This window comes from Janthinobacterium amylolyticum (assembly GCF_051380655.1).
GTDB lineage: Bacteria > Pseudomonadota > Gammaproteobacteria > Burkholderiales > Burkholderiaceae_D > Janthinobacterium.
In genome coordinates, this window is record NZ_JBNYXL010000004.1 from 192,352 (window position 1) to 212,310 (window position 19,959).

Below are 19,959 nucleotides of genomic sequence, written 5' to 3' on the forward strand. Positions count from 1 at the left end.
TAGTTCGCTCACCGCAGAGCACCCGAGCACGATAGCGAAGAAACCCAGCCCAAACCTTGCTGCCTGTTTCTGCCCCGCTTCCATTCACCACCCGCCGCCTCGCCTTTCCCTGCCCTGCCTTTCCCTGCCTTTCCCTGCCCTGCCCTGCCTTTCCCTGCCCTGCCTCGCCCTTCCCTGCCTTCCCCTGCCTCGCCCTTCCCCGCCTTCCCCTGCCTCGCCCTTCCCCGCCTCATCCTTGCACCGCACGCCCGCCCGCTCCCTAGACGCCAGCATTCCGCCTCCACTTGATCTGACGCAACACGCCTTGCCGCTTCCCGTATCAAGGTCAGCTTTTACGCCACTCTCCCGACCGCATGCCCAGCGTTCCCCTTGCGCCGGCCGCGCCACCCGTGCTGCGCCTGGCATTCACGCGCGACCCGCTCGCCAGCGCCGGCGACTGTCCCGTCACGCCCGGCTGGCATGGCGATACCCACGTGCTGTCGGGCGCGCGCGGCATCGGCAGCTGCCGCGCCGCCCTCGATATCGGCGCGGCCGACGTGGTGCAGCTGCTGCTGTCGGACGGCAGCTCGCTGCTGGCCAGCGCGCTCGACCTGCCGCGCTACCTGGGGCCGGCCGCGCCCGCCCGCGATGGCGCGCCGGCCACCATCGAAGTGGGACTGGCCCTGCGGCCGCAAGGCGTGCGCCCGGCCCCTGGCGCCAGCCGCGACGGCCTGGGCGCCTGGATGCTCAGGGCCCTGCGCGTGTACCGTGGCGGCGCCGGCGCCATGACGGCGCTGGCGGCGGCCGGCGCCTTCCAGGACCGCCAGCTGGAGCAGCGTCTGGGCCTGTACCGCTGCGGCATCGAACAGGGCGCCATGACGCAGGTGGCCAGCCTGCCCCCAGGGCCGGAACCGGTGCTGCTGCTGCTGCACGGCACGGCGGCGTCGACCGCGCGCAGCTTTGGCGGCCTGTGGCGCAATGGCCTGGCGCCGCGCCTGGCGGCGCAATACGGCAACCGCATCTATGGCTACGAACACCGCAGCCTCAGCGAAAGCCCCATCCACAACGCGCTGGCCCTGGTGCGCCAGTTGCCGCATGGCGCCGTGCTGCACCTGCTGGCCCATTCGCGCGGCGGGCTGGTGGGCGAACTGCTGGCGCGCGCGCAGCGGGTCGACAGCCGTGGCGCCGTCGACCTGGCGGGCGACGGCCTCGAACGCCTGGGCGAAAACACGGTGGGCGGCGAAGCGTTCAACAGCCATGACATCGAACACTTCGTGGCGCAATCGCAGCTGTGCGGCCGCGCCGGCTACGCCGACGACGCGGCGCGCCTGCGCGAGCTGAGCATGGAATTGAAAACCCGCGCCATCCGCGTCACCCGCTTCGTGCGCGTGGGCTGTCCCGCGCGCGGCACCACCCTGATGTCGGGCCGCCTGGACCGCTGGGCCAGCGTGATGTTCAACCTGCTGGCACCGGGCGCGGCGGCCGATGGCGCCATGGCCTTCCTGCTGGCCGTGGTGCGGCAGCGCTGCGATGCGCGCATCCTGCCTGGTCTGGAAGCGATGATGCCCGACTCGCCGCTGGTGGCCCTGCTCAACGCACCCGACGTGCGCGTGGCCAGCCCCCTGCATGTGCTGGCGGGCGACTGCGGCGGCGACAGCCTGCTGGGCTGGCTGGCCGGCTGCCTGGGCGAGATTTTTTATGGCGGACAAAGCGACCTGGTAGTCAATTGCGCCTCGATGGCGGGCGGCGCCACGCGTAGCGCGCCCGTGCGGCAACTGCTGCTGCGCGGGCCGCAGATGCACCACCTGAACTACTTCGAACGCCTGCCATCGGGCACGGCGGCGGTGCAGGCGCTGGCGGGTGACGACGCCGCCTACCTGCCGCTGGCCGGCATCGAGCACGGCTTGCTGGCGCGCGGCGGCGAAGTGCCGAAGCGGCGCGCGCATGCGCCCATCGTGCTGCTGCTGCCCGACATCATGGGCAGCCACCTGCAGGTGGGCAGCAACCGCATCTGGTTCGACCCCGTCAACCTGGTCGAGGGCCGCATCGAACGCCTGGCCGTGGGCCAGCCGCACATCGTCAGCGCCGGCTGGCTGGAACCATGCTACGAGCCGTTCGCCCGCTACCTGGCGCAAAGCCAGGAAGTGCGGCCCTTTACCTATGACTGGCGGCTGTCGCTGCAGGAGACAGGCGCCGCCTTTCTTCCCGTGCTCGACGCGGCCATGCGCGACGCCGAAGAACGCGGCCAGCCGCTGCGCATCGTCGCCCATGGCATGGGCGGGCTGGTGGCGCGCCTGGCCCTGCGGGACCGCTGGCAGCGCCTGGACGCCATTCCCGGCAGCCGCTTGCTGCAGGTGGGCACGCCCAACCGGGGCAGCCACGCCATGGTGCAAGTGCTGCTGGGACGCGATCCGCTGGTGCAGATGCTGGGCTGCTGGATCGCCTGGAAGCATACGCGACGCCAGTTTCTCGGCTTTGTGCGGGCCTTTCCCGGCGTGCTGGAAATGCTGCCATGGCCGCAGGCGGCGCCGGCGGCGGGCGCCATCGATTATTTCGACCCGCAAACCTGGGCCAGCCTGGCCGCCGGCGACCGGCAGGCGGCGCTGCCCGGCGGCTGGCAGGCGCCCGAAGCGCCAGCGCTGGCGGCCGCGCGCGCCACCCTGGACTTGCTGGCGGCGGCGCCGCTCGACACGCGCCTGTGCAGCTACCTGGCCGGCTGCGCCGACACGCCGGTGGCGCTGCGCCTGCGCGAGGGCGGCATCGAGCTGGCCTGGTCGCCCGATGGCGATGGGCGCACGCCATGGGCGGGCGCGATACCGCCGGGGATCGAGGCCTGCTACCTGCTGGCCGCACACGGCAAACTGCTGCTGCAGCGCGAAGCCTACCCGGCTATCGCCCAGCTGCTCGACACGGGCCAGGCGGGGACGCTGGCGCGCCAGCCGCCGCATGCGCCTGGCGGCGCCCCACCCCGCTTTCGCCCGCACGCGCCGGACGCGCCGCCGCTGTACCCGCTGCCGCAGGAATTGCTGGACGCGGCCATCGGCGCCGGCGACAGCACCGGCGCGCTGGAGCAGCGCGCGGCGCGCCTGAGCATGTCCGTCATCCACGGCAGCATGGCCTCGGCCGACGCGCCCGTCATGAGCGGCTGCTATGCCTATGAATCGCTGCGCGGCAGCATGAGCTTTCTCGACCGCCTGCTGGCCGGCAAGCTGCAGGAAATCCATGCGCTGGGCCGCTTTCCGCAGCGCCCGGATTCGGCCCTGGTGGTGCTGCAGCCCGATGCGGCGCAGCGGCCAGGCGGCGCCATCGTCATCGGCCTGGGCGCGCTGGGCGAACTGACGCCGGGCGAACTGGCGCGCGCCTTTGCCGGCGGCCTGCTGGAATACGCGTGCGTCTGCCTGCAGGTACGGGCCGCCGGCAAGGCCGGCGCGCCGGCCATGGGCGAACACGGCTTGCGCGTGGCCAGCCTGCTGTCCGGTTCCGGCTATGGCGGCTTGAGCATCGCCCTGTGCGCGCGCGCCCTGATCGACGGCGCGCGCAGCGCCAACCGGCGCCTGGAAGACGCGGGCATGGCTTGCCGCATCGGCCACGTCGCCATCTACGAACAGTCGGAAGCGCGCGCCATCGCCGCCGCCGTGGCCATCGAGCAGATCCTGGCCGAAGCGCGCTACCAGGGCAGCTTCACCTTCGAGCGGCGCATCCGCCACAGCCCCGGCGGCTACCGGCGCATCCTGCCCGCCCTGAGCGGCGACAATGGCTGGCGCCGCGTGCAGATCGTCGCCGCCGACCTCTCCGGCGCCCTGCGCTTCACCTTGCTGACGGACCGCGCCCACAACAGCGTCGACGAGGAGCCGAACCAGCGGCAAGCCGTCGATGGCCTGATCATGGACGCCACCGACAACACCACCGACCAGCCGGGCTTGTCGCGCGCCCTGTACGAACTGATGCTGCCCAATGGCCTGAAGGCGGCCATCCCCGAGATGCGCGGCCTGATCCTGGCCGTCGATGAAAGCGCCGCCATCTATCCCTGGGAACTGATGCGCGACGAGGCGGGCAACGAGGAAAGCCCGCTGTCGACACGCATCGGCATGGTGCGCCAGCTGGCCAGCCTGCGCGAACAGCCGCCCGCCACCAGCCCGCCCAGCAACAGCGTGCTGGTAATCGGCGACACGGATTCCGGCCTGCCCGAGCTGCCTGGCGCCCAGGCCGAGGCGCAGGACGTGGCGCGCATGTTCGGCGCGTATGGCTACCAGGTGCGCGAACTGCTGCGCCCGCAGGCCCAGCGCGTGCTGGTGCATTTGTTCGACGAGCGCTATTTTGCCATCCACCTGGCCGGCCATGGCGAGGTGGCCGGCCCCGGCATCGCCCATACGGGCCTGGTGCTGGGGCCGAAGACGCGCCTGACGGCCGCGCAGGTGAGCAAGCTGAAACGGGTGCCGCAGTTCGTCTTCATCAATTGCTGCCACCTGGGCGACATGCGTCCTGACGCCATCGCGCCATGGTCGAAACTGGCCGCCAGCCTGGCCACCGCCTTTATTGAAATGGGTTCGCAGGCGGTGATCGCGGCCGGCTGGCGCATCGACGACCAGGCGGCCAGCATCTTCGCCCACAGCGTCTACCACGCCATGCTGAGCGGCGAATATTTCGGCGACGCCGTGCGCCAGGCGCGCGAGGCGGCCTATCTGCAGTTTCCCGCCTCGAACACCTGGGGCGCCTACCAGGCATATGGCGATGACCGCTACCGCTTCCCGAACACGCAGAGCCGGCCCTGGCAGGCGCCCGACTACCGCTACCACGGCCAATTGCTGGCCGACCTGGAAACCCTGCACGCGCGCCTGGCCGGCGCCGATGCGGCGCGCCGCGCGGCCATCGGGGAAAAACTCGGCTGCATCGAGGACGCCGTGCGCACGCGCTTCTTCGGCTGCGCCGATATCCGCGAAAACATGGCCGCCACGCGGGCCGGCCTCGGTGGACTGGAGAACACCCTGCGCGCCATCGAGCATTACCGGGCGGCGCACAGCGCGGCCGACGGCAAGGTGCCCCTGCGCGCGCTGGCGCACCTGGCGGAACTGGAAATACGCCAGGGCGCGGCCCTGTGCGGCCTGGATGCGGGCCCCGGCATCGAAGTGCCGGCCGCGCCGGATATGGCGCAGGGACGGCAGCTGCTGCAGGACGGGAAACAGCATATCGACCTGCTGGTGGCGCTGGCGCCGACGGCGCAGCGCCTGGCCCTGCTGGGCCGCTACTGGGCCTTGCAGGCCCGCCTCGCCTGCAAGGCCGGGGAAACGGGCGTGCCGGCGCTGCGCGCCATGAGCGATGCCTGCCTGGCAGCGCTGGACGAGGCGCGCCACCGCAGCGGCGCGGCCGACTGCGATCTGGTCTTCCAGGTGCTGGCCGGCACCCTGCTGCTGAAAAGCCATGGCGAGGAACAGGCCTGGCAGGCGCTGCACCCGAAGCTGGACGAACTGCTGCACGACGCCATCGACTACGCGCGCCAGCGCCATGCGGACGAGCACCGCGCCATCGATGCGGCGGCCCCCGTGCGCGCCGCGCTGATGGCGGCCCTGTGGGGCGTGCACGGCGGCGCCCCCTTCGATGCCGCGGCGCGCCAGTCCTTTCTGGCGCTGTACCACGACGCCGTGCGGCGCCACGGCAGCATCGGCGAACCCGAAGCCGTCACGGCGCCCCTGCGCTTCCTGCTCGACCTGCTGCCGCCGGACAGCGCGACGGCCGGCTTGCGCGGCGCCATACAGGCGCTGGCCAGCCAGCTGCCGGGCTGACGCTCGTCAGTTGGCCGGCACCACGCCGTAATGGCGCGCATAGCGTTCATCGAGATTCGCCAGCGGCATCATCATGAACATGTCGGCGCTTTCGAAATCAGGATCCCAGGCCGGTTCGCCGCAAATCCACGCGCCCGAACGCAGGTAGCCCTTGATCAGCGGCGGCACTTGCGGCTTGTGCGCCGCTTCCACCTGGTGGATGGGAAATGGCAGGTGCGGCGTGACGCGGTATTCGCTGGGGGCCATGTGCTTCTCGGCCAGCGCCTGGTAGACAGCGACGGCGTTATGGCCGCCATCGGCCAGGCTGATGCTGGCGCAGCCGACCAGATAGTCGCAGCGCTCGCGGCGCATGTATTCGGCCAGGCCTGACCACAGCAGCATGATCACGCTGCCGCCACGGTACTTCGGATGGATGCAGGCGCGGCCCGCTTCGACCATGCGTCCGCGCAGGTTGTTCAGGCGGCTCAGGTCGAATTCATTTTCCGAGTACAGGCGGCCGATCTTCGCCGCCTTGGCAGCGCTCAGCACGCGATAAGTGCCCACCACTTTCAGGGTATCGGCGTCGCGCACGATCAGGTGATCGCAATGCGCATCGAATTCATCGCTGTCGAGGCCATCGGCATTGGCCAGCGACGTCAGCCCCATGGTCTCGATAAACACCTTGTAACGCAGACGCTGCACTTCACGCAATTCCGCGGCCGTGGTGGCCTGGCTCAGCACCAGCTGCACTGGCCGGGCCTTGACGTCGTTTGATGCGATTATGTTTTGCATGGTTTCATCCCTGTGATCAAGACGACTCCAGCGTACTTGTCTAATATGTCAGGAAAATGACAGCCGAATGTCATTTCCATGACGCAAGTCAATGCCCTTGGGAGATCGTGCATAATTACCACACTCGCCCCGCCGGAAGACGCCATGAAAGATACAGATGCCGCCCGCATCAGCCCCTACACCAAGCCTGCCGCCGGCTGGGATGCCTTGAAACACGTGGCCATCAGCCTGCGCCAGGAGCGTGTCGCGCCCGGCAAGCTGAAAGCGCTGCTGGCGCAGAACCAGCCGGACGGCTTCGACTGCCCCGGCTGCGCCTGGCCCGACCGCGACCACGGCTCCACCTTCGCCTTCTGCGAAAACGGCGCCAAGGCCGTCGCCGCCGAAGCCACCAGCCGCCGCGCCGGCCCCGAGCTGTTTGCCAGCCACACGGTCACGCAGCTGCTGCAGCAATCGGACTACGCGCTCGAGCAGCATGGCCGCCTGACGCAGCCGATGGTGTATGACGCCGCCAGCGACCGCTACGTGCCGATCGCCTGGAAGGACGCCTTCGCCCTGGTGGGCCGCCACTTGCGCGCCCTGCCCGACCCGGACCAGGCCGCGTTTTACACGTCGGGGCGCGCCAGCAACGAGGCAGCCTTTCTGTTCCAGCTGATGGCGCGCCTGCATGGCACCAACAACTTCCCCGACTGCTCAAACATGTGCCACGAGGCGACCAGCCGCGGCTTGCCGGCCACGGTGGGCATCGGCAAGGGCACCGTCACCCTGGACGATTTCGACCTGGCCGACACCATCCTCATTTTCGGCCAGAATCCCGCCACCAACCATCCGCGCATGCTGGCCGAACTGCGCGGCTGCGCGCGCCGTGGCGGCAGCATCGTTTCTATCAACCCGCTGCGCGAGCGGGGCCTGGAGCGCTTCACCGACCCGCAAAGCGCGCTGGAAATGGCGACCCTGGGCAGCACGCGCCTGGCCGGCCTGTTCGTGCAGCCTACCCTGGGCGGCGACTTCGCCCTGATCAAGGCGGTGGCCAAGCGCGTCGTCGAACACGACGACGCGGCGCAGGCGGCCGGCATGCCCGCCGTCATCGACCATGCCTTCATCGCCGAGCATTGCAGCGGCTTCGACGCGTTTCGCGCCGACTTGCGCGCCGAGCGCTGGGATGTGCTGCTGAAGGAATCGGGCGTGGCGCGCGCGCAGGTCGAGGCGCTGACGGACGTTTTCATGCACGGCCAGCGCGTCATCGCCACCTGGGGCATGGGCCTGACGCAGCACAAGCACAGCGTGGCGGCCATCCGCATGCTGTCGAACCTGATGATGCTGCGTGGCCAGATCGGCAAGCCGGGCGCGGGCCTGTGTCCCGTGCGCGGCCACTCCAACGTGCAGGGCGACCGCACGGTGGGCATCGAGGAAAAGCCGAGCAAAGCCTTCCTCGACCGCCTGGGCCAGGTGTATGGTTTCGCGCCGCCGCGCAAGCACGGCCACGACGTGGTGGCCAGCATCGCCGCCATGCGACGCGGCGAGGTCAAGGTGTTCATCGCGCTGGGCGGCAATTTCGCCGCCGCCACGCCGGACACGCCGCTGACCTTCGCCGCACTGCGCCAGTGCGCGCTGACGGTGCAGGTGGCCACCAAGCTCAATCGCAGCCACCTGGTCATCGGCAAGGAAGCCCTGCTGCTGCCGACCCTGGGACGCACGGAAATCGATTTGCAGGGCGGGGTGGCGCAGGGCGTGACGGTGGAAGACTCGATGAGCATGGTGCATATCTCGTACGGCCGCAACGCACCCGCCGCGCCGCAGCTGCGCTCGGAAGTGGCCATCGTCGCCGGCATGGCCGAAGCGGCCGTGGGCAGCACGCTGGTGGACTGGCGCGCGTATGCGGCCGACTATGCGCGCATCCGCGACGATATCGAAAAGGTGTTTGACGACTTTTACGACTACAACGCCAGGGTGGCGCAGCCGGGCGGCTTTCATCTGACGGTGGCGTCGCGCCAGCGCGTGTGGAAGACGGCCAGCGGCAAGGCCAGCTTCCTCGTCGCCCCGCTGGACCTCGACACGCCGCTGCACCGCGCGAAGCAGCGGCATGGCGAACGCCTGATGGTCCTGATGAGCACCCGCTCGCACGACCAGTACAACACCACCATCTATGGCATGGATGACCGCTACCGCGGCGTGTACGGTACGCGCAAGGTGGTCTTCGCCAACAAGGAAGATATCGCCATGCTGGGCTTTGCCGATGGCGAACTGGTGGACCTGATCGGCGCCTGGGACGATGGCGTGGCGCGCCGCGCCGACGCTTTCCGGCTGGTCGCCTACGACATCCCGCGCGGCTGCCTGGGCGCCTACTACCCGGAAACGAACGCGCTGGTGCCGCTGGACAGCACGGCCGACGGCGCCGGCACGCCGACGTCAAAGTCCGTGCCCGTGCTGCTGCAACGCAGTGAAGTTAAAGCGTGATGGCGGGCGTGTAATCGACGTAGGCATCCTGGCGGCAGAAGCCCACCAGCTTCATGCCCGCCTGCGTAGCGATATTGATCGCCAGCGAGCTGGGAGCGGAGATCGTCGCCAGCAGGGGAATCTGCATGCGCGCCGCCTTGCGCGCCAGCTCGTAGCTGCCACGGCTGGACAGGAAGACGAAACCGCGCCGCATGTCGGTGCCATTCAAGGCCAGGTGGCCGATCAGTTTATCCAGGCCGTTGTGGCGGCCGATATCCTCGAACACGTGCACGATGGCGCCGTCGGGCGCGCACCACGCTGCCGCGTGCACGCCGCCGGTGGCCTGCATCAGCGCCTGGTGTTCGCGCAAGCCGCTCGACGCGCGCGCCAGCGCGGTGGGCAGGTCGACGCGGATCAGGGACGGCGGCAGCGCTTGCGGCTGCAAGTCGAGCATGTCGATGCTGTCGATGCCGCACACGCCGCAGCCGCTGCGGCCCGTCAGCGCCCGGCGGCGGTCCTTCAGGCGCACGAAATCTTCCTGGGCGATGGTCAGCGCCACTTCGGCCGAATCGGCACGCAGGAACACTTCGCAGTCGAAGATGGCATCGGCGGAAGCGACCACGCCTTCCGTCAGCGCAAAACCATAGGCAAACGCCTCCAGGTCGCGCGGAGTGGCCATCATGACGACGTGGGAAATGCCATTGAAGACCAGCGCGACGGGGATTTCCTCGGCGACGTGGTCGATGGCGGGAGTCGCATCGCCCGCGCGGTGGCGAACGATGGCGCGCTCGATGAAGCCGGCGCGTTCGGCGTGGGTATCTTCTGACATGGCAACCATGGGGAAACTATTACAGGCCCCATGGTAAACCAGAACGGGCAAGCAGGGGGCGCCCCCCCCTGCCCGCGCCATCAATCCTTCTTCGGACGACCGGTTTTCAGCTGCGGCAAGCCGGCCAGCACGTTTTGCAGGGTCGCCAGGTCGATCTGGCTGATCAGCGCCACGCCGATGCGCAGCAATTCGCTTTTCTTGATCTCGAAGCCGGCCTTCAGGCAGGCTTTTTTCACCTGGCCCAGCACCTCGTATTCCGCTTCCGGCATGGTGAAGCTGTCGCGCACCAGTTTCGGCTTGCGGGCTTTTTCCTTGACGGCGGCAACCTTGGCGGCCGGGGCTTTTTTCACGGCGGCCGGCCTGGCGGCGGCCTTGGCCACGGGTTTCGCGGCGGCTTTCACTGCCGGCTTGGCAGCTGGCTTGGCGACGGCCTTCACGGCTGGCTTGGCCGCTGGCTTGACGGCCGCTTTTGCTGCAGGCTTGGCGGCCGGCTTGGCGAGCGGTTTTGCAACCACGGCCTTGGCCGCAGGCTTGGCCGCTGGCGTCCGGGCGACGGCAGGCTTGGCTGCGGCAGGCTTGGCGGCTGGCGTTGCCGCCGGTTTCGCCGCCACTGGCTTGACGGCGGCTGGCTTGACGGCTGCCTTGGCTGCCGGTTTGGCTGCAGGTTTGGCTGCAGGCTTGGCTGCCGGTTTGGCGGCCGGTGCGGCCTTGGCCGCTGCCGCATTGATCGAAGCGCTGGTCGGGAACATCGATACGGGCGCGCTGTCGGCTTTTTTCGCTGGCACAGTCTTGGTCATGGATTCTCCAGTTTAGTAAATAATATAAACAATATATACTGTTTCTTGAAATCTTGCTTGTCACACATCAAGGCATACGCCTTGCTGCAGCTCCTGCATCAACCTCTAGGCGCTGGCGCGGATGGTGAAGTCCACCCCTACCTCATCCCAGAACTCCTGCTCCTTCTCGATCCAGAACGAGACGGTAGGATGGTGCGCCACCCAGCCGCGCTTGATATCGAGTTCGATGCGGCTCTTCATGCGCAGCCGCAGTTCGCTGAAATCGGCCTCGATGCGCGCGTGCATGAGCAATATGGACAGGCGCAGCGCCAGCACGGCCTTGGCGAAATCCGGGTCGGACAAGCCTTCGCCAACCTTGCGCAGATTGCCCTTCTGCGCCAGGATCAGCCGGCTCATGGTCTTCTGTTCGCGCGTGGTAAAGCCGGGCAAATCCGCATTTTCCACGATGTAGGCCGCATGCTTGTGGTAGCCCGTCTGCGACACGGCCAGGCCCACCTCGTGCAGCAGGCTGCTCCAGCGCAAGCATTTCACCAGCGCCTCGGAGGTGGGCTTGAGCTGGGCGTACATGGCCAGCGCCTGTTCGGCCACCCGGCCGGCGCGCTGCTGGTCGATATGGAATTTTTCCATGCAGCCCTGCACCGACTGCTCGCGGCGGTCGCGCTTGGTCGAACGCAGGTACAGGTCCCACATCACGCCCATGCGCAAGCCCGCCTCGATCGGCGTCATGGCGGGTATGTCGAGCTCACGGAACAGGCCAATCAAGATAGCCAGGCCGCCGACGATGGTGCTGGCGCGGTCGGGCCGCAGGCCCGGCATGTCGATGCGGCTGGTGTGGCCCAGTTCAATGAAGCGCTGCGCCAGCGCATCGAGGCTGGCGCCGGTGAGCAAACCATCCCCCAGCTTGTTGCGGGCAATGATGTCGGCGATGGTGCGGATGGTGCCGGAGGAGCCGTAGGCCGTCTTCCAGTGCTGCGGATGGTAGGGCGGCGCCGCATCCTCGAAATGGCTGCGCGCCGACAGAATCGCCGCCTCGAACGACGGCGCGTCGATGCGCCCGCCGATGAAGAACGACAGGCTTTGCTTGACGGTGCCCAGACTGAACGATTCGACACGTTCGATATCATTGCCGCGCCCGAGTATCAGTTCCGTGGAGCCGCCGCCGATATCCATCACCAGCCGGCGCTCGCCGGGAATCGCCAGCGAATTGGCCACGCCCATGTAGATCAATCGCCCTTCTTCCTCGCCCGAGATGATCTCGATCGGGTAGCCGATGGCCTGTTCGGCCAGCGGCAGGAAGACGGCGCCGTTGCGCGCCACGCGCATGGCCGAGGTAGCCACCACGCGCACGGCGTCGAGTTCATAGCCGGCGAGGATGGCGCGAAAGCGCTGCAGGCATGCCAGCGCGCCCTGCATGGCCGCCTCGGTCAGGTCGCCATTGGCGTCCAGGCCGGCGGCCAGGCGGATCGGGTCGCGCACGCTCTTGATGACGCGGATGGTGTCGCCATCATGCTTGCCGACGTGTAAACGAAAACTGTTGGACCCCAGGTCCACCGCTGCATACATACTGGCCTCTTGTCTTGTCATTGCTGCGCCAACCGCTGAAAAATTATCAAACTGAGCTGGCAAACTATATAAATCATTTAAACGATTTAAAAATCCTACCACACTACCCCCATCGTATGACAGCAGCGTGACAGGATTGTGACAAAACGGCGCTTAGCGGTGACGTTCAGGAACGCCAGGCAAAACCGTAGCGAGCGGAAGGAAGTTGCGGTTGAGTAGCGCAACTGCACGACGGCACGGGGACGCCGAGCCAGTGAGCATCGCAGACCGCACCTTCCGACGCGCAGCAGGTTTTTGACAGGTGTTCTACGGCACGATCGTGGTAAACAGATACACGGCGAAAATCACCAGGTGCACCGTGCCCTGCATGACCGTGGTGCGGCCCGTGCCCAGCGACAGGGTCGCCACCATCAGCGACAGCAGTAGTAGAACGGTCGATTTGATATCGAGTCCCAGGGTAATCGTCAGGCCCGTGGCCAGCGACACCACCACCACGGCGGGTATCGTCAGGCCGATGCTGGCCAGGGCGGAGCCGAGCGCCAGGTTCAAGCTCGTTTGCAAACGGTTGGCGCGCGCGGCGCGCACGGCGGCCAGGCCTTCGGGCAGCAGCACGATGGCGGCGATGACGATGCCGACCAGGGTTTTCGGCGCGCCCATGGCGGCGATCGCCGTCTCCAGCGCGGGCGCCAGCGACTTGGCCAGCAGCACCACGGCGCCCAGGCACACCAGCAAGGCGCCGGCGCTGATCCAGGCGACGCTGGCCGTCGGCGGTTCGGCGTGCACTTCCTCGTCGCCCACGGCTTCCTTGGGCAGGAAGTAATCGCGGTGGCGTACCGTCTGCACCAGCACGAAGGTGCCATACAGGACCAGGGAAATGACGGCGATGAAAATCAGCTGGCTCGAATTGTAGTAGGGACCGGCGGCGCTGGAAGTGTAGTTCGGCAGCACCAGGGTCAGGATGGCGATGGCCGCCAGGGTGGCCAGCGACGCGCTCACGCCCAGCAGGCCGAAGCTCTGCTCCTTGTGGCGTCCGGCGCCCAGCAGCAGGCAGATGCCGACGATGCCGTTCAGGATGATCATGATGGCGGCAAACACGGTGTCGCGCGCCAGGCCCGTCGTTTCCGGTCCGCCGGCCAGCATCAGCGAGACGATCAGCGCCACCTCGATCAGGGTCACGGCCAGCGCCAGCACCAGGGTGCCATACGGTTCGCCGATGCGGTGCGCCACCACTTCCGCGTGGTACACGGCGGCCAGCACGCTGCCGATCAGGCCGGCGACCAGCAGGATCTGGTAGGCGCCGCCGAAGTCGAAGGTGGCGCCGAACAGGAACAGCCAGCCGGCGAGCGGTGCGGCAAGGGGCCATACTGGCAGGGATTTGAGACTTTTCATGATGGGCCTTGCAAGAGTAAAAAAAGGGACTGCGTGCGGATGGCAACTGCGGCACAGATGCCCGCCCCACAGGATAACTTGCTTTGCTTAAAGGAAAGTTAGGAGATTCACATGCCTGGCTGCCAACGCCCTGCCCCCACGGTTCTTGGCCGCCATCCTGGGCTCAATTGCTGCGGCGCACTTGCTTGCTGACCTTAACTATAGTCCCTTTGGTAACATGCAGTTTCAATTTTTCTTGTCTTTTTGCTTGCGGATACCGTCATACTATATGGAAAGACTTTCCGCCATCGACCCAGGAGTAAGCATGATTTCAATATCCAGCGCAGCCACGCGCACCGTGTTGTTCGCGTTCGCCGGCACCTTGCTGTGCGCCGTCGCCCAGGCCAGCACGCCAGCGCCGCGCAAGGATGCGGCCGCCGCCACGAGCGCCGCGGCGCCCCCGGCGCAGGATGTAGACGCGGACTGGGCCACCCCGCCCGCGCCTGCCGCCGAGCCCAATTGGCAGGACAGCCTGCCGCCCGCGCCAGCGGTGGCGCCGCGCGAAGAAAAGATCTTGCCCAGGAGTGAATGGCTGAGCGTCGAGCCGATGAAAGCGCCTGACCACCGCTGTGACCCCGGCCTCGATGCCCTTTTCCTGAGCAAGGAATGCGGCAAGCAACCCAGCTGGCTGGGTTCGCCCAAGAAATAACCGGCTTACACGTCCAGCGTGCTGGCAGGCTGGGCCTCGACCACCTTGTTGCGGCCCGCCTGCTTGGCCGCCTGCAGCGCTTCGTCCGCCCGCTTGAACAGGCTGACGGTGCTGTCCTCGGCGCGGATGGTGGTCACGCCCAGGCTGGCCGTCAGTTGCAGCACGGCGCGCTCCGTCTTGACGGGCAGCGCCGCGACGGCGGCGCGGATGCGTTCGGCCACCATCAGCGCATCGTCCAGGTTGGTGCGCGGCAGCTGGATGGCGAATTCGGCACCGCCCAGGCGGCCCATCAGGTCGCTGTCGCGCAATTGCTGGCGGCAAGTGTCGACGATGGTTTTCAGCACCGCATCGCCCACCGGATGGCCGTAGCTGTCGTTGACGCGCTTGAAATGGTCGATATTGAGCACCACCAGCGCCGTCGGCAAGCCGGGCCGGCGTGCCAGCGCCATCCATGGCGCCAGCGCCTGGTAGAAGCCGCGCCGGTTCGGCACGCCCGTGGCCGTGTCGATGACTTCCAGGCGCGCCAGTTCGCCGCCCAGCTTTTCGCGCGACAGCAGCAGGTAGCCGAAGGCATTCGTCAGCATCATCAGGTACAGCGCGCCGAAACCGGCCAGCTGCATCAGCTCCGCATCGAAGCCCGGCACGGCGGCGGCCAGCACGCCGCGCGCGGCGATCAGCAGCGACAGGATGCCCATGCTGACGACAAGGAAGCGGCGCAGCATGCTCGCCTCGCGCCATTTCAGGCACAGCGCGGCTACGCCGGCCAGGAAGAAACCGGCGACGATCAGCGAACCGCCCGCGCTGCGCAGCAGCGGCGCCACGTCGAACAGGTAGCAGCCGGCAAACAGCGCGATGGACACGCCCAGCGCGGGCAATACCATGCGGCGCCAGTTGCCGCGCCCGGCCGCCTGCCACAGCGCGCCCGCGTCAAGCGCCATGCCCGCAAACAGCAGGCTGTTACCCAGCAGGATGGAGAGGAAATCGGGCAGCACGCCGCGGAAATACAGCAGGCACCAGGCCACGGCCTGGCATTGCTTGGCCACCGCCCAGGTGGACATGCTGAGCGACTTCTTGCGCTCGTACTCAAAGAAGAACAGGGCCGCGCACAGGCTCAGGTTGCCGAGCGCCAGGGCCAGTACCAGGGTCTTGATATCCATGGGCTATGCTATCGCCGCGCCAGCGCGGCACGCTGTGTCAGATTTCGTGTTCGACATTGGTGCTGCCGTCGCCAACCTTGCTGGCCCAGGCCTGCACGAAGTACTGCTTTTCCGCCTCGCTGGGCGCGTCGTGCCAGAAGACGATCAGGGTGCCCTTGTGATCGTGAATCTGCGCCACTTTTTCAATGAAAACGAAGTTGGCGGCCTGGTCGGCCAGCGCCGCCGCGTAGCCGTACACGCGCGTCAGCCGCTCGATGCGGTCAGGCTCGGTAAAGCTATTCGTGGCCGTGATAATCGGGTGATCCAAAAACATGCTTGTCTCCATGGTGCCCGGCTGCGCGGCCTTGCCGGCGCCCGCCGTATGATGCCTTGCGCCGCGCTCGAAACCACGCGTCAAATGGCAGGTGGCCAGCCCGCCGCGCCATTGCGCACACTGTGTGCGGATTACAATTCGGGTATGCTCTCGGGAGCTTATCAGATTTCTCTGAATGCAACAAAACATCCAGCCCCGGTCCACTCAGCGAAATCCATCCATGCCGCACGCCCAGCTCTCTTCCCAGCCAGCGCCCCAGGTGCATACCTGCGGCGACCGGCGCCGCCTGGAATTCCAGCCGGGCATGATCCAGAGCGAAATGCTGCTGTCGCGCCCCGACCATCTGCTGCTGCGCTATGCGCGCGCCATGATGTGCTTTACCCTTTTCGTGCCACGGCCACGGCATATCCTGATGGTGGGCCTGGGCGGCGGCTCGCTGCTGAAATTCTGCCACCGCCACCTGCCCGACGCGCGCATCACGGTGCTGGAATTGCGCGCCGACGTGATCGCCCTGCGCGAACAATTCATGGTGCCGCCGGACGACGCGCGCCTGCGCATCATCGAGACGGACGCCGTCAGCTATATCCGCCAGCATCCGGGCTGCGCCGACGTGCTGCTGCTCGACGGCTTCGACGAGATGGGCTTGCCGCCGGCCCTGGGCAGCGCGCGCTTTTATGCGGACTGCCTGCGCGCGCTGCTGCCCGGCGGCGTGCTGGTGGCTAACCTGTTCAGCTATGACGAGCACTACCCCGCCATGCTGGCCCGGCTGATGCTGACCTTCCGTGGCGCCGTCTGCAGCTTCGACGGCATCGCCGGCAACAACCGCATCGTCTTCGCCGCCAAGCCGGAACAGCATGCGGCGGGCCGCGCCATGCGGGCCGTGCGCCTGGCACGCTGGCGCCGCGCCTGCGGCCTGGCCTTCCTGAACCGCCTGCTGCCGGCGTGGCAGTTGTGGCGCATGCGGCGCCGCAGCGCTGCCGGCCGTAACTGATAGTCATTTCCAATGTGCAACTATATTGTTGCTTATTAGCAGCGATATGGTGCAAAATCCGCATGGCGGATGTTGTTTATGACAAACTACGGCCTTCGCGGGCCCGCAGGCGCTGCCGAATTATTGTATCCATGAAGTGAGATAGGAAACCCCATGTTGCGTGGCCGCCTGCCATTGTCGATTTCCGCCGCGGCCGCGCTGACCTTTGCCTGTGGCGTCAGCGTGACGGCCGTGCTGTTCGCCGCCATCAGCCAGCTCGAATACGACAAGATGAGCCTGAGCCTGCAACAGCGCGCGGGCGCCAGGGTGGCCGCCATCGAGCAGGGGCTCGACGACGCGGTGGAAGTGCTGACCACCACCAACCAGCTGTTTGCAGCTGTCGTGCCCGTCACGCGCGGCCAGTTCCACGACTTCACCACGCCGCTGCTGCAGCGCCACCCCTTCATCCAGGCCTTCAATTTCCACCGCATCGTGCCGCATGCGCAGCGCGCCGCCTTCGAGGCGGAAATGCAGCGCCTCGTGCCCGGCTACGCCATGATGGAAATGCGCGACGGCGCCATCGTGCCGGCCGCTACGCAAGCGAGCTACCTGGTGATCGACTACCTGGAACCGCAGCAGGGCAACCGCCCCGCCTTCGGCCTGAACGTGCGCCTGAACGGCTTGCTGGCCGGCGCGCTGGAACAGGCGATCGTCAGCAACCAGACCACGGCTACCGGCCTGCTGGCCCTGGCGCAGGGACCGCAGCGCGGCTTCGTCATCCTGCGTCCCGTGTACCGCCATGGCGTGCCTTTGCAAACGGTGGCGCAGCGGCGCGCGGCGCTGGTCGGCGATACGGCGGCCGTCATCCGCGCCAGCGAACTGGTGCAGAAAATCCTCGAAGGGGCCGACCTGCTGGGCGATCCGCAGCTGGAAATCAGCGTGTATGCGGACGCCGGCGCCGATCCGCGCCAGCGCATCTTCCAGCATGGCCAGGCGCCGGCCGACGAACCGCAGAGCGCCTGGAAATCGCTGCCGCCGTGGCTGCAGTTCGCCTACCACAGCCACTATGACCGGGCCTTCGCCTCGGCCGGCCGGCCATGGCACGTGCGCGTGGTGGCCCATCCGCGCCCTTTCCTGGCCGACCATCTGGGCTCGCTGTTTACCCTCGTCGCCGGCTTGCTGTTCAGTCTGCTAACGGCCGCTTTCGTGCAGTCACTGACGCAGCGCTCGCGCCGCGTGCAGCTGCTGGTCGAGCAGCGCACGGCGGACCTGAAACGCAGCAACGAGCTGCTCAGCGCGGACGTGCGTGCGCGCCAGCGCACCGAACGGGCGCTGCAGGAAAGCGAGAAGCGCTTCCGCCGCCTGCTGGCCCTGTCCTCGGACTGGTACTGGGAACAGGACGCGCACTTCTGCTTCACGCATATCACCAGCGGTTTCACGGACAAGTCGAACATGCCGCTGGAACGCTTCATCGGCATGACGCGCTGGGACAACAACCCGGAGATGCGCAATTCGCGCTGGGGCAAGCAGCATATTGCCAACCTGGAAGCGCACCTGCCGTTTTCCAACCTCGAATATGCGATGCACGACCGCGACGGCCAGCTGCGCTGGTTCAGCATCAATGGCGAGCCGCTGTTCAATGAGCTGGGCGAGTTTCGCGGCTACCGCGGCACGGGTTCGGAAATCACGGAGCGCAAGCTGGCCGAGCAGCAGATCCAGCATATCGCCCATCACGATGTGCTGACGGGCTTGCCCAACCGCGCCCTGCTGCGCGACCGCCTGGCGCAAGCGATGGCCCTGTCGCGCCGCAAGAACCGCGCGCTGTGGGTCTTGCTGATCGACCTCGACCGCTTCAAATTCGTCAACGACAGCCTGGGCCACAAGGCCGGCGACCTGCTGCTGAAAACCATCGCCACGCGCCTGCAGGCCAGCCTGCGCGAGAGCGATACCGTGGCGCGCCTGTCCGGCGACGAATTCGTCGCCATCCTGTGCGAACAGGCCGACGAAACCCTCAGCAACGCCATCGTGCAGCGCGTGATGGATGCCGTGGCCCAGCCGGTGCTCCTCGATGGCAAGGAATTCGTCGTCACCTGCAGCATCGGCGTGGCCGTGTACGACATGGCGCGCTACGACGCGCCCGGCGACGTAACGCTGAATGGCGAGACGCAGAACCTGATCGAGCAGGCCGACATCGCCATGTACTGCGCCAAGAAACAGGGCCGCAACAACATCAAGTTCTACACCACGGCCATGAACCAGGCCACCCTGGAACGGCTGCGCATCGAAACGGCGCTGCGCAATGCGCTCGAGCGCGGCCAGTTCGTGCTGCATTACCAGCCGCAGCTTGACCTGGCCAGCGGGCGCATCGTCGGTGTGGAAGCGCTGCTGCGCTGGCAGCACCCTGACCTGGGCATGGTGGCGCCGCAGCGCTTCATCGCCCTGGCCGAGGATACGGGCCTGATCGTGCCGATCGGCGCCTGGGTCATGCGCCAGGCCTGCGCGCAGATGCAAGCCTGGCACGCGGCGGGCCTGGGCAAGCTGCGCCTGGCCGTGAATTTGTCGGCGCGCCAGTTCAATGAACCGGCGCTGGTGGCGTCGATCGCCGCCGTGCTGGCCGAGACGGGACTGGAACCGTCGTGCCTGGAACTTGAGCTGACGGAAAGCCTGTTCATGCACGACGTGGCGCTGGCGGTGAGCCAGCTGCACGACATGAAGGCGCTGGGGGTGCAGCTGTCGATCGATGATTTCGGCACCGGCTACTCCAGCTTCGCCTACCTGCGCACCTTCCCCATCGACGTGCTGAAGATCGACCGCAGCTTCGTCAACGACGTGGCGCGCGATGCCGACGACGCGGCCATCGTCGTCTCCATCATCGCGCTGGCGCACAATTTGAAACTGCGCGTGGTGGCCGAAGGCGTGGAGACGGCGGAACAGCTGGACTACCTGCGCCAGCACGGCTGCGACGAGGCACAGGGCTTTTACTTCAGCCACCCGCTGCCCGCGCATGAAGTGGAACAGCTGCTGGGGACGGAAGTGGCCGTCCTTGACGTTCCTGCCTAGGCAGTGCCCGTCGTCGGCACCCGCGCGCCCAGTTCCAGCTGCGCCCAGTCGGGCGGCAGGCCGCAGTCTAATAAATGCGCGGCAACATCGCGCAGGCACGCGGTGTCGATGCCTGCTTGCGGCTGCGTCCACAGGGCGTCGCATTCCGTGCAGACGATCACTTCCTGCCCCGTTTTCCGGATGACCGCGCGAATCAGATCGCCATATTCACCGCACGTTGTGCACCGCAT

13 protein-coding genes are annotated in these 19,959 nt (G+C 67.3%); 5 read left to right on the forward strand and 8 right to left on the reverse strand.

Going from position 1 to position 19,959, the window contains the following annotated elements; all coding sequences use genetic code 11:
- The first annotated feature begins 353 nt into the window (after positions 1-353).
- Positions 354-5,759: a CHAT domain-containing protein gene (locus ACQ4WR_RS10145; RefSeq protein ID WP_436487008.1), complete on the forward strand. Its 5,406-nt coding sequence runs from the start codon at positions 354-356 to the stop codon at positions 5,757-5,759.
- Between the two features lie 6 nt (positions 5,760-5,765).
- Here ACQ4WR_RS10145 and ACQ4WR_RS10150 read toward each other — a convergent pair whose 3' ends face one another.
- On the reverse strand, positions 5,766-6,530 hold the full coding sequence (locus ACQ4WR_RS10150; protein ID WP_102298020.1) for a GNAT family N-acetyltransferase: 765 nt from the start codon (positions 6,528-6,530) through the stop codon (positions 5,766-5,768).
- A 144-nt stretch (positions 6,531-6,674) separates the two neighbouring features.
- On the opposite strand from ACQ4WR_RS10150, the gene ACQ4WR_RS10155 reads away from it, so the two are divergent.
- Entirely contained in the window at positions 6,675-8,984 is a 2,310-nt protein-coding gene (locus ACQ4WR_RS10155) for an FdhF/YdeP family oxidoreductase (RefSeq protein ID WP_436487010.1), read from the forward strand.
- Here ACQ4WR_RS10155 and fdhD read toward each other — a convergent pair.
- The 4 genes from fdhD to ACQ4WR_RS10175 all read right to left on the reverse strand — a co-directional run bounded on the left by fdhD (position 8,974) and on the right by ACQ4WR_RS10175 (position 13,541).
- Entirely contained in the window at positions 8,974-9,792 is an 819-nt protein-coding gene (gene fdhD / locus ACQ4WR_RS10160; RefSeq protein ID WP_436487012.1) for a formate dehydrogenase accessory sulfurtransferase FdhD, read from the reverse strand. The genes ACQ4WR_RS10155 and fdhD overlap by 11 nt on opposite strands.
- Before the next feature lie 80 nt (positions 9,793-9,872).
- The gene (locus ACQ4WR_RS10165) at positions 9,873-10,589 is read right to left on the reverse strand and encodes a hypothetical protein (RefSeq protein WP_436487014.1); all 717 of its coding nucleotides are present in this window, start codon (positions 10,587-10,589) and stop codon (positions 9,873-9,875) included.
- A gap of 105 nt (positions 10,590-10,694) precedes the next feature.
- A complete protein-coding gene (locus tag ACQ4WR_RS10170) occupies positions 10,695-12,152 on the reverse strand; it encodes a Ppx/GppA phosphatase family protein (protein WP_102298011.1) in 1,458 nt (485 codons plus the stop codon).
- A 306-nt stretch (positions 12,153-12,458) separates the two neighbouring features.
- Complete coding sequence (locus tag ACQ4WR_RS10175; protein WP_102298008.1) at positions 12,459-13,541, reverse strand: calcium:cation antiporter; 1,083 nt, start codon at positions 13,539-13,541, stop codon at positions 12,459-12,461.
- A gap of 304 nt (positions 13,542-13,845) precedes the next feature.
- Here ACQ4WR_RS10175 and ACQ4WR_RS10180 point away from each other — a divergent pair, with 304 nt between their 5' ends.
- On the forward strand, positions 13,846-14,229 hold the full coding sequence (locus ACQ4WR_RS10180; protein WP_436487016.1) for a hypothetical protein: 384 nt from the start codon (positions 13,846-13,848) through the stop codon (positions 14,227-14,229).
- Between the two features lie 5 nt (positions 14,230-14,234).
- Here ACQ4WR_RS10180 and ACQ4WR_RS10185 read toward each other — a convergent pair whose 3' ends face one another.
- Positions 14,235-15,386 carry a GGDEF domain-containing protein gene (locus ACQ4WR_RS10185; RefSeq protein ID WP_436487018.1) on the reverse strand — a complete coding sequence of 384 codons (1,152 nt, stop codon included), beginning with the start codon at positions 15,384-15,386 and terminating at the stop codon, positions 14,235-14,237.
- Between the two features lie 37 nt (positions 15,387-15,423).
- Positions 15,424-15,699 (reverse strand): hypothetical protein, encoded by a 276-nt coding sequence (locus tag ACQ4WR_RS10190; RefSeq protein ID WP_102298026.1) that lies wholly within the window; start codon positions 15,697-15,699, stop codon positions 15,424-15,426.
- A gap of 220 nt (positions 15,700-15,919) precedes the next feature.
- Here ACQ4WR_RS10190 and ACQ4WR_RS10195 point away from each other — a divergent pair, with 220 nt between their 5' ends.
- Together ACQ4WR_RS10195 and ACQ4WR_RS10200 are read left to right on the forward strand one after the other, a co-directional pair.
- Positions 15,920-16,690: a spermine/spermidine synthase domain-containing protein gene (locus ACQ4WR_RS10195; RefSeq protein ID WP_436487020.1), complete on the forward strand. Its 771-nt coding sequence runs from the start codon at positions 15,920-15,922 to the stop codon at positions 16,688-16,690.
- 153 nt (positions 16,691-16,843) lie between these two features.
- Complete coding sequence (locus tag ACQ4WR_RS10200; RefSeq protein ID WP_436487022.1) at positions 16,844-19,729, forward strand: bifunctional diguanylate cyclase/phosphodiesterase; 2,886 nt, start codon at positions 16,844-16,846, stop codon at positions 19,727-19,729.
- On the opposite strand, the gene ACQ4WR_RS10205 is transcribed toward ACQ4WR_RS10200, so the two are convergent.
- Positions 19,726-19,959, reverse strand: coding sequence for a hypothetical protein (locus ACQ4WR_RS10205; RefSeq protein WP_436487024.1), 234 nt, complete (start codon positions 19,957-19,959; stop codon positions 19,726-19,728). The genes ACQ4WR_RS10200 and ACQ4WR_RS10205 overlap by 4 nt on opposite strands.

Excerpts from the sequence above, each read along its gene's own strand:
- ACQ4WR_RS10145 (WP_436487008.1), top strand. The coding sequence starts at position 354 with ATGCCCAGCGTTCCCCTTGCGCCGGCCGCGCCACCCGTGCTGCGCCTG.
- ACQ4WR_RS10150 (WP_102298020.1), bottom strand. The coding sequence starts at position 6,530 with ATGCAAAACATAATCGCATCAAACGACGTCAAGGCCCGGCCAGTGCAG.
- ACQ4WR_RS10155 (WP_436487010.1), top strand. The coding sequence starts at position 6,675 with ATGAAAGATACAGATGCCGCCCGCATCAGCCCCTACACCAAGCCTGCC.
- fdhD (WP_436487012.1), bottom strand. The coding sequence starts at position 9,792 with ATGTCAGAAGATACCCACGCCGAACGCGCCGGCTTCATCGAGCGCGCC.
- ACQ4WR_RS10165 (WP_436487014.1), bottom strand. The coding sequence starts at position 10,589 with ATGACCAAGACTGTGCCAGCGAAAAAAGCCGACAGCGCGCCCGTATCG.
- ACQ4WR_RS10170 (WP_102298011.1), bottom strand. The coding sequence starts at position 12,152 with ATGTATGCAGCGGTGGACCTGGGGTCCAACAGTTTTCGTTTACACGTC.
- ACQ4WR_RS10175 (WP_102298008.1), bottom strand. The coding sequence starts at position 13,541 with ATGAAAAGTCTCAAATCCCTGCCAGTATGGCCCCTTGCCGCACCGCTC.
- ACQ4WR_RS10180 (WP_436487016.1), top strand. The coding sequence starts at position 13,846 with ATGATTTCAATATCCAGCGCAGCCACGCGCACCGTGTTGTTCGCGTTC.
- ACQ4WR_RS10185 (WP_436487018.1), bottom strand. The coding sequence starts at position 15,386 with ATGGATATCAAGACCCTGGTACTGGCCCTGGCGCTCGGCAACCTGAGC.
- ACQ4WR_RS10190 (WP_102298026.1), bottom strand. The coding sequence starts at position 15,699 with ATGTTTTTGGATCACCCGATTATCACGGCCACGAATAGCTTTACCGAG.
- ACQ4WR_RS10195 (WP_436487020.1), top strand. The coding sequence starts at position 15,920 with ATGCCGCACGCCCAGCTCTCTTCCCAGCCAGCGCCCCAGGTGCATACC.
- ACQ4WR_RS10200 (WP_436487022.1), top strand. The coding sequence starts at position 16,844 with ATGTTGCGTGGCCGCCTGCCATTGTCGATTTCCGCCGCGGCCGCGCTG.
- ACQ4WR_RS10205 (WP_436487024.1), bottom strand. The coding sequence starts at position 19,959 with ATGCGGTGCACAACGTGCGGTGAATATGGCGATCTGATTCGCGCGGTC.